6 protein-coding genes and 2 pseudogenes are annotated in these 5,330 nt (G+C 62.7%); all 8 read right to left on the bottom strand.

Translation table 11 applies throughout. From position 1 onward, the window contains the following. Positions 1–495, bottom strand: a 495-nt coding sequence (locus ACY45C_RS13895; protein ID WP_462188026.1) for a transposase family protein, incomplete at its 3' end; no start/stop codon positions are given. A 77-nt stretch (positions 496–572) separates the two neighbouring features. Beyond that, positions 573–695: a hypothetical protein gene (locus tag ACY45C_RS13890; RefSeq protein WP_462188025.1), complete on the bottom strand. Its 123-nt coding sequence runs from the start codon at positions 693–695 to the stop codon at positions 573–575. 404 nt (positions 696–1,099) lie between these two features. Further along, on the bottom strand, positions 1,100–2,173 hold the full coding sequence (locus ACY45C_RS13885) for an ABC transporter permease (RefSeq protein WP_462188024.1): 1,074 nt from the start codon (positions 2,171–2,173) through the stop codon (positions 1,100–1,102). After that, the gene (locus ACY45C_RS13880; protein ID WP_462188023.1) at positions 2,170–2,907 is read right to left on the bottom strand and encodes an ATP-binding cassette domain-containing protein; all 738 of its coding nucleotides are present in this window, start codon (positions 2,905–2,907) and stop codon (positions 2,170–2,172) included. The genes ACY45C_RS13885 and ACY45C_RS13880 overlap by 4 nt, the downstream gene beginning before the upstream one ends. Before the next feature lie 359 nt (positions 2,908–3,266). Beyond that, positions 3,267–4,130 (bottom strand): substrate-binding domain-containing protein, encoded by an 864-nt coding sequence (locus tag ACY45C_RS13875; RefSeq protein WP_462188022.1) that lies wholly within the window; start codon positions 4,128–4,130, stop codon positions 3,267–3,269. Between the two features lie 512 nt (positions 4,131–4,642). After that, positions 4,643–4,810, bottom strand: coding sequence for a hypothetical protein (locus ACY45C_RS13870; RefSeq protein ID WP_462188021.1), 168 nt, complete (start codon positions 4,808–4,810; stop codon positions 4,643–4,645). Positions 4,811–4,865: 55 nt separating this feature from the next. Then, a pseudogene (locus tag ACY45C_RS13865) lies at positions 4,866–5,072 on the bottom strand (ISAzo13-like element transposase-related protein); the annotation flags it as partial. A gap of 49 nt (positions 5,073–5,121) precedes the next feature. After that, positions 5,122–5,330: pseudogene (locus tag ACY45C_RS13860) on the bottom strand (acyl-CoA dehydrogenase family protein); the annotation flags it as partial.

Raw genomic sequence — 5,330 nt, 5'->3', positions numbered from 1 at the left:
CCTGATCGCCTGGGTGGCGTGCGGGAAGTCGAGGCCGGCGACGGTGGCGACCTCGAGGGTGCGGGTCTCGTCCCGGCCGTGGCCGTGGTCACGGGTGGTGTCGCCGGTCGGGACGTCGGCCCAGGGCAGGGCGGCCAGGACGTCTTTCAACATCGGCTGGCTACCCTTGATCACGGTAAAGTAGTGGGCATTCTTCTCGGTGACCAGCCAGTCGAGGTTGGCCCGCACGGTGTGCATCGCGTCGAACGTCAGGATCTTCCCCGTCAGGTCGAGGCGTTCGAGCAGAGGGCGGAACGCGGTAGTCTCGTTGCTCTTGCTGTCGACGCTGGTGGTGTCGCGCAGCCACTCGGTGACCGCAGCCACCCGATCATGCCCCGCCGCCGTCAACGCGCACAGCCACACCGCCGCCAGGCACGACAGCGGGTAGATCCGACCCCGCCGCGAACGGTGATCCGGCACCGCGGCCAGCCGTTCCCAGATCCCCTCGCGCGACACGCCACCGGCTCCCACCACACCGGCCGCAGCGCGCGACAATGCGCCAACAGGCACGCCGCACTCCAGACCACGAAGACTTAGACACCTCCGTGATCTACAAGCGGTGTGCCTGTCCCTTTCTCCGCGACACGTGGCCCGCCGGTGTCCACCCCCGCAAAGGGGACGTAATGAAGTAACAAATACGCGATCGAGAGCATCATCGCAGGTCACAGGCCTGTGGAGGGTTCGAAACGCGCAAGTTATTTCATTTCGACTCCAAACCATCCCCGACCAAAACCCGACCGGCCATAACAGCCAGACCAGGCATCACCGGTCAAACATCAAACTGCCGGAGCCTTGGAAGGTCGACCGGGAGAGCTTACGCGCCGAGCGCTCCACGAAACGCAGATGCGCGCCGAGCCGACCGAATTCAATAACATACCACTGGTCCGGCACGAGTTCCACGGCGACTGGAATTACACCATCAAGCCAGCGAAAGAATAACTAAATTCATTACGGCTTCTTAGGAGTCGAAATGAAATAACTTGCGCGTTTCGAACCCTCCACAGGCCTGTGACCTGCGATGATGCTCTCGATCACGTATTTGTTACTTCATTACGTCCCCTTAGCGCCGCTGCGATTCGCGCCGGCGGCGGTCCAGATAGATCGACGCGATGAGTGCGGCCGCTACAATGATCTGGTACCAGTAGGATTGTGTTCCGAGGATCACCAGTCCGTTTTGGAGCACCGCAGGAATGCTAACGCCGATGACGGTGCCGAGCATGGTTCCGCGACCCCCGTAGAGGCTGGCGCCGCCGAGGGCTACCGCGGTGATGGCGGCGAGGGCGTCGTTGCCGTGTCCACCGATGCTTGTCGTGCCGAAGCGAGCCGCGTCAAGGAATCCGGCCGCGCCGGCCAGTGCTCCGACGATCGCGTACACGGCAACGATGTGTCGGGTTACGTGGATACCTACCCGGCGGGCGGCTTCGGGATTGCTACCTATCGCGTAGGTGAGCTGGCCGAACCGGCTCTTTGCCAGTTGCACGCCGCCGATGACCGCGATGATGACAGCGATCGCCACCAGGATCGGCACGCCAGCGACCTTGTCGATGCTGACGAACGTTGACAGTGTGGAGGGGATCGCCGTCAGATCGTTGCCCTTGGCGACCAACTGCGCCGCGCCAAGGGCGGCGCCGAGCGTGGCCAGCGTGACAATGAACGGCGACAGCCGGAGCGTGGCGACGAGCGTGCCGTTGAGCAGACCCCAGGCTACTCCGGCGGCGACGGCAATGGCCGCGCCGAGCAGTGCCGTGCCCGCATTGTCCGTGCCAACTCCCTCCATTGCCTTGACGGCAAGCACCTCGCTGAAGACCAGAACACTGCCGATCGACAGATCGAACATGCCCATGATCGTCACGTAGGTGACGCCGACGGACAGCACGAGGAGAACCGCAGCATCACGCGCGAGGTTTTCAAGGTTTCCGCTGGTCGCGAAGTTGTTCGGCTTCGCAATCGCGAAAGCAGCAAGCAGGACGAACAACACCGCGAGGACGACCGTCTCCTGGCTGTGGACCACCGCGTCCACCGAGGTTGTGTGCCGGCGCGAGCCACCGTTACCGGTCGGCGGCACGGCCCGCCGGGGTTCTTCGCGGGCGTTCCGTGATGTGACGGTAGCTGTTCGGTCGTTTAGTTCGGTCACGTGCTGCTCGCCTCATCGTCGATGGTGGCCGTTCGCGGGTCGTTCACCGTGGATGCGCCGGTCATGTCCGCGACGAGTCGTTCTGTCGCCGCTTCTTCAATCGATATATCCGATACCCGCCGGCCAAGCCGCAGCACGGTGATCCGATCGCACACCGTCAGCACGTCGGGCATGTTGTGGCTGATGAGCACCACCGCGATTCCGCTGTCCCGGACCCGGCGGATGAGCTGCAGGACCTGCCTGGTCTGGACCACACCCAACGCGGCCGTGGGCTCGTCGAGCAGCAGCACGGTGTGCGCCCAGAACGCCGAGCGGGCGACGGCTACGCCCTGGCGCTGGCCGCCGGAGTACGACGCGATCGGGCCGGTGACATCTTTGATCTGAACGCCGAGCCGTTCGAAGGCCTCGCTCGCTTCGCGACGCATTCCGCTGCGGTCAAGCCAACCGAGCCATCCCAGTGGCCCGGTGCGTCGGCGTTCCCGGCCGAGGAACAGATTGCTCGCCGCGTCCAGATCAGGAGCGAGGGCGAGATCCTGGAAGACTGTTTCGATACCGGCAGCGTGCGCGGCCACCGGCGTCGCCAAGGTCGTGGGTTCGCCGTGTAGGAGAAGCTCACCGGAGTCGGGCTGTTCGGCACCGGAGAGGATCTTGACGAGAGTGCTCTTCCCCGCCCCGTTGTCGCCGATGAGTCCGACAACCGTGGCCAACGGCACCACCAGGTCAACGCCCCGCAAGGCTTCGACGTGACCGTAACGTTTGGTTATCCCGCGTACCTCCAGGACAGGTGCCTGGGCCTGTGATGGAGGGCTGCTGCCCTGGAGGTCCTGGACGCTCACGACGCCGCCCCGGCCGCCATCGCTCCGGTCGAAGATAACGCGGCCCACAACGTTAGTTGTCGCGCAAACGAGCCAAAGAAATCGTTGGTCAGCAGCCGGCAAATTTCTGACATGGATCGGTCTCCGTCGGAATGGCGGTGGGCTGTCGCGGCAACTCAGGGGACGTAATGAAGTAACAAATACGTGATCGAGAGCATCATCGCAGGTCACAGGCCTGTGGAGGGTTCGAAACGCGCAAGTTATTTCATTTCGACTCCTCAGCAGTGTTCGTTCATGACGTATTTCTGCAGGCCCGGGTCGCTTACGTTATCCTTCGTGAGTTCGAACGGCGGTGTTGAGATAGTCTTCGTCACCGGTTTCCCGGTGATCGCGTTGAACGCCTGCTCGGCCACGGCGGTGCCCTGATCGCGCAAAGTTATACCCAGTATCCCGTGCAGGCTTCCATTCTTGAGATCATTGATGCCGATTGGATCGGAGTCCATCTGGAGAGCGATCACCTTCCCGGTAACTCCGCGCTCACGCAGTGCCTGGGCCATGCCGTTCGACATGGGATAAAACGAACCGACGATGCCCAGCAGGTCGGGGTGCGCGGACAGGATCGCGCTCGCTGTCGCGGCCCCCGTTGCCGCATCAATTTGACTCACGATCGTCGGCGTGAGTAGATGCAGATTGGGGTACTTCTTAATCTGGGCTTCGAAACTCTTCTGTCGTGCGTCCGTAATGGCACTTCCACCTGGCTTGAAGCCGATGTAGGCGACATCCCCCGTACGCCCATTCGCCAGCCGCGCCAGAAGGTCGGCCGTCTTCGCCGCCTGTTCGAAGTAGTTTGAGCCGATTACGCTCGTCAAAAAGCTATCGTCGACGATCCCGTTAGCAACGGTAATTACCTTTATTCCCTGCGTAGCGGCACGTTTCAGGGGCATAGTAATACCCTTTGTGTCCGCCGCCGAAACAACAAGGACATCGGGATGCGCCGCAATAGCAGCGTTGAGGAGCGGCGTCTGCGCAGCGGCCGAGAATTCTGGAGAATATTGCGCGGTGAATTTCATCCCGTACCGCGAAGCTTGTTCCTGCGCCCCGCAGGCGACAGAGATGTAGGCGCCGTTGCGGACGGGCGCCACATAGATAATCGACTTACCCGCCGCGGATGTAGAAGATGCTGGGGATGTGGACGATGTACCCCCATTCGACGAGCATGCGGTGAGCGCCGCGGCGCAGAGTACCGCAAGCGCGGTCGCAAGTCTTTTCCGTCTTGCCGTCATGACTACTCCAGTATTCCTGCGTGAATAAGAAGTCGAAATAGAGTGGGGCGAATCAGTAGCAGCGTTCCTCAAAAGTGTTCCTCAAAAGTGTTCCTCAAGAGCGTCCGCGGTCAGAGTTTGAGCGATGCGAGCATGGTCGGTGGCGCGTCAGCAACGCTCGCCACGCCGGTCTCACTGGGCCTGATCGTCACATTCACGAACCTAGCCGCACGGAACAACGTTCCAATGAACGGTGGATGGACATTTCCTATCAAGGACGTATAGAAACTTCGTTTTACGCCTGCTTCTCGCGCAGCGACGGGGGCCGGACCCGCGGGTCTGCGAGCGTGCCAGCTTGGTAGGGGACCCCAGGGATCTGCCGGAAAATAACCTCAGAATTTGATGTTGCCCTTGTCGATCAGGCTGGTGTGGATCACGGTGACCAGCAGCCGGTCAGACAGCGACAGGGGACCGCGGCGCAGGACGCGGTACCGGGCATGTTTGTGGTGCAGGCTGACCGGCGGGTGATCGAGCAGGTACTGCTCGACTCTGGCCAGCAAGGCGGTGAAGGCAGGGCCTTCCAGTCCGGTGAGTGTGGGGTGGTGCAGCCAGCTCGTGGGCGGTCAGCCCGGTGCGGGTGGTGGTCGCACCGATCGTGTTGACGACAACGTCGTGGCTGGTCAGCGGGCGCCCACCCCAGTTGACGCTGATCCAGGAGAACAGTCGGTGCTCGATACTGTTCCATTTCGATGTTCCTGGCGGAAAATGGCAGACTGTCACCTCCAGACCAGCCGTGTGAGCGAAGGCGGCCAGCTCACTTTTCGGGAGGCCTTGACACCAGCCGGCATGATCACACGATGCGCGCGCGTGGTCAGCCCGTGGCGAGCAGGTCGACGGCCGGTCGAGTCGGGACCGCCTGCTGCCGCTCCGCGGCGAGGAACGGCCCTTCGCCGCTCGGGTCCATCACGCCGGACTCGGCCCAGCTGAAGCGGCCCGCGAGCACCTCCTGCGCCGCCGTGTAGTTGCGGGCGTCGTCGTTGCGCCACAGCGCCGCGAAGGACGCCTCGACCCGGCGTCGCG

This window comes from Frankia sp. CcWB2 (genome assembly GCF_977927585.1).
This window is presented reverse-complemented; position numbering and strand designations above follow the sequence as displayed.

Excerpts from the sequence above, each read along its gene's own strand:
- ACY45C_RS13890 (WP_462188025.1), bottom strand. The coding sequence starts at position 695 with ATGATGCTCTCGATCGCGTATTTGTTACTTCATTACGTCCCCTTTGCG.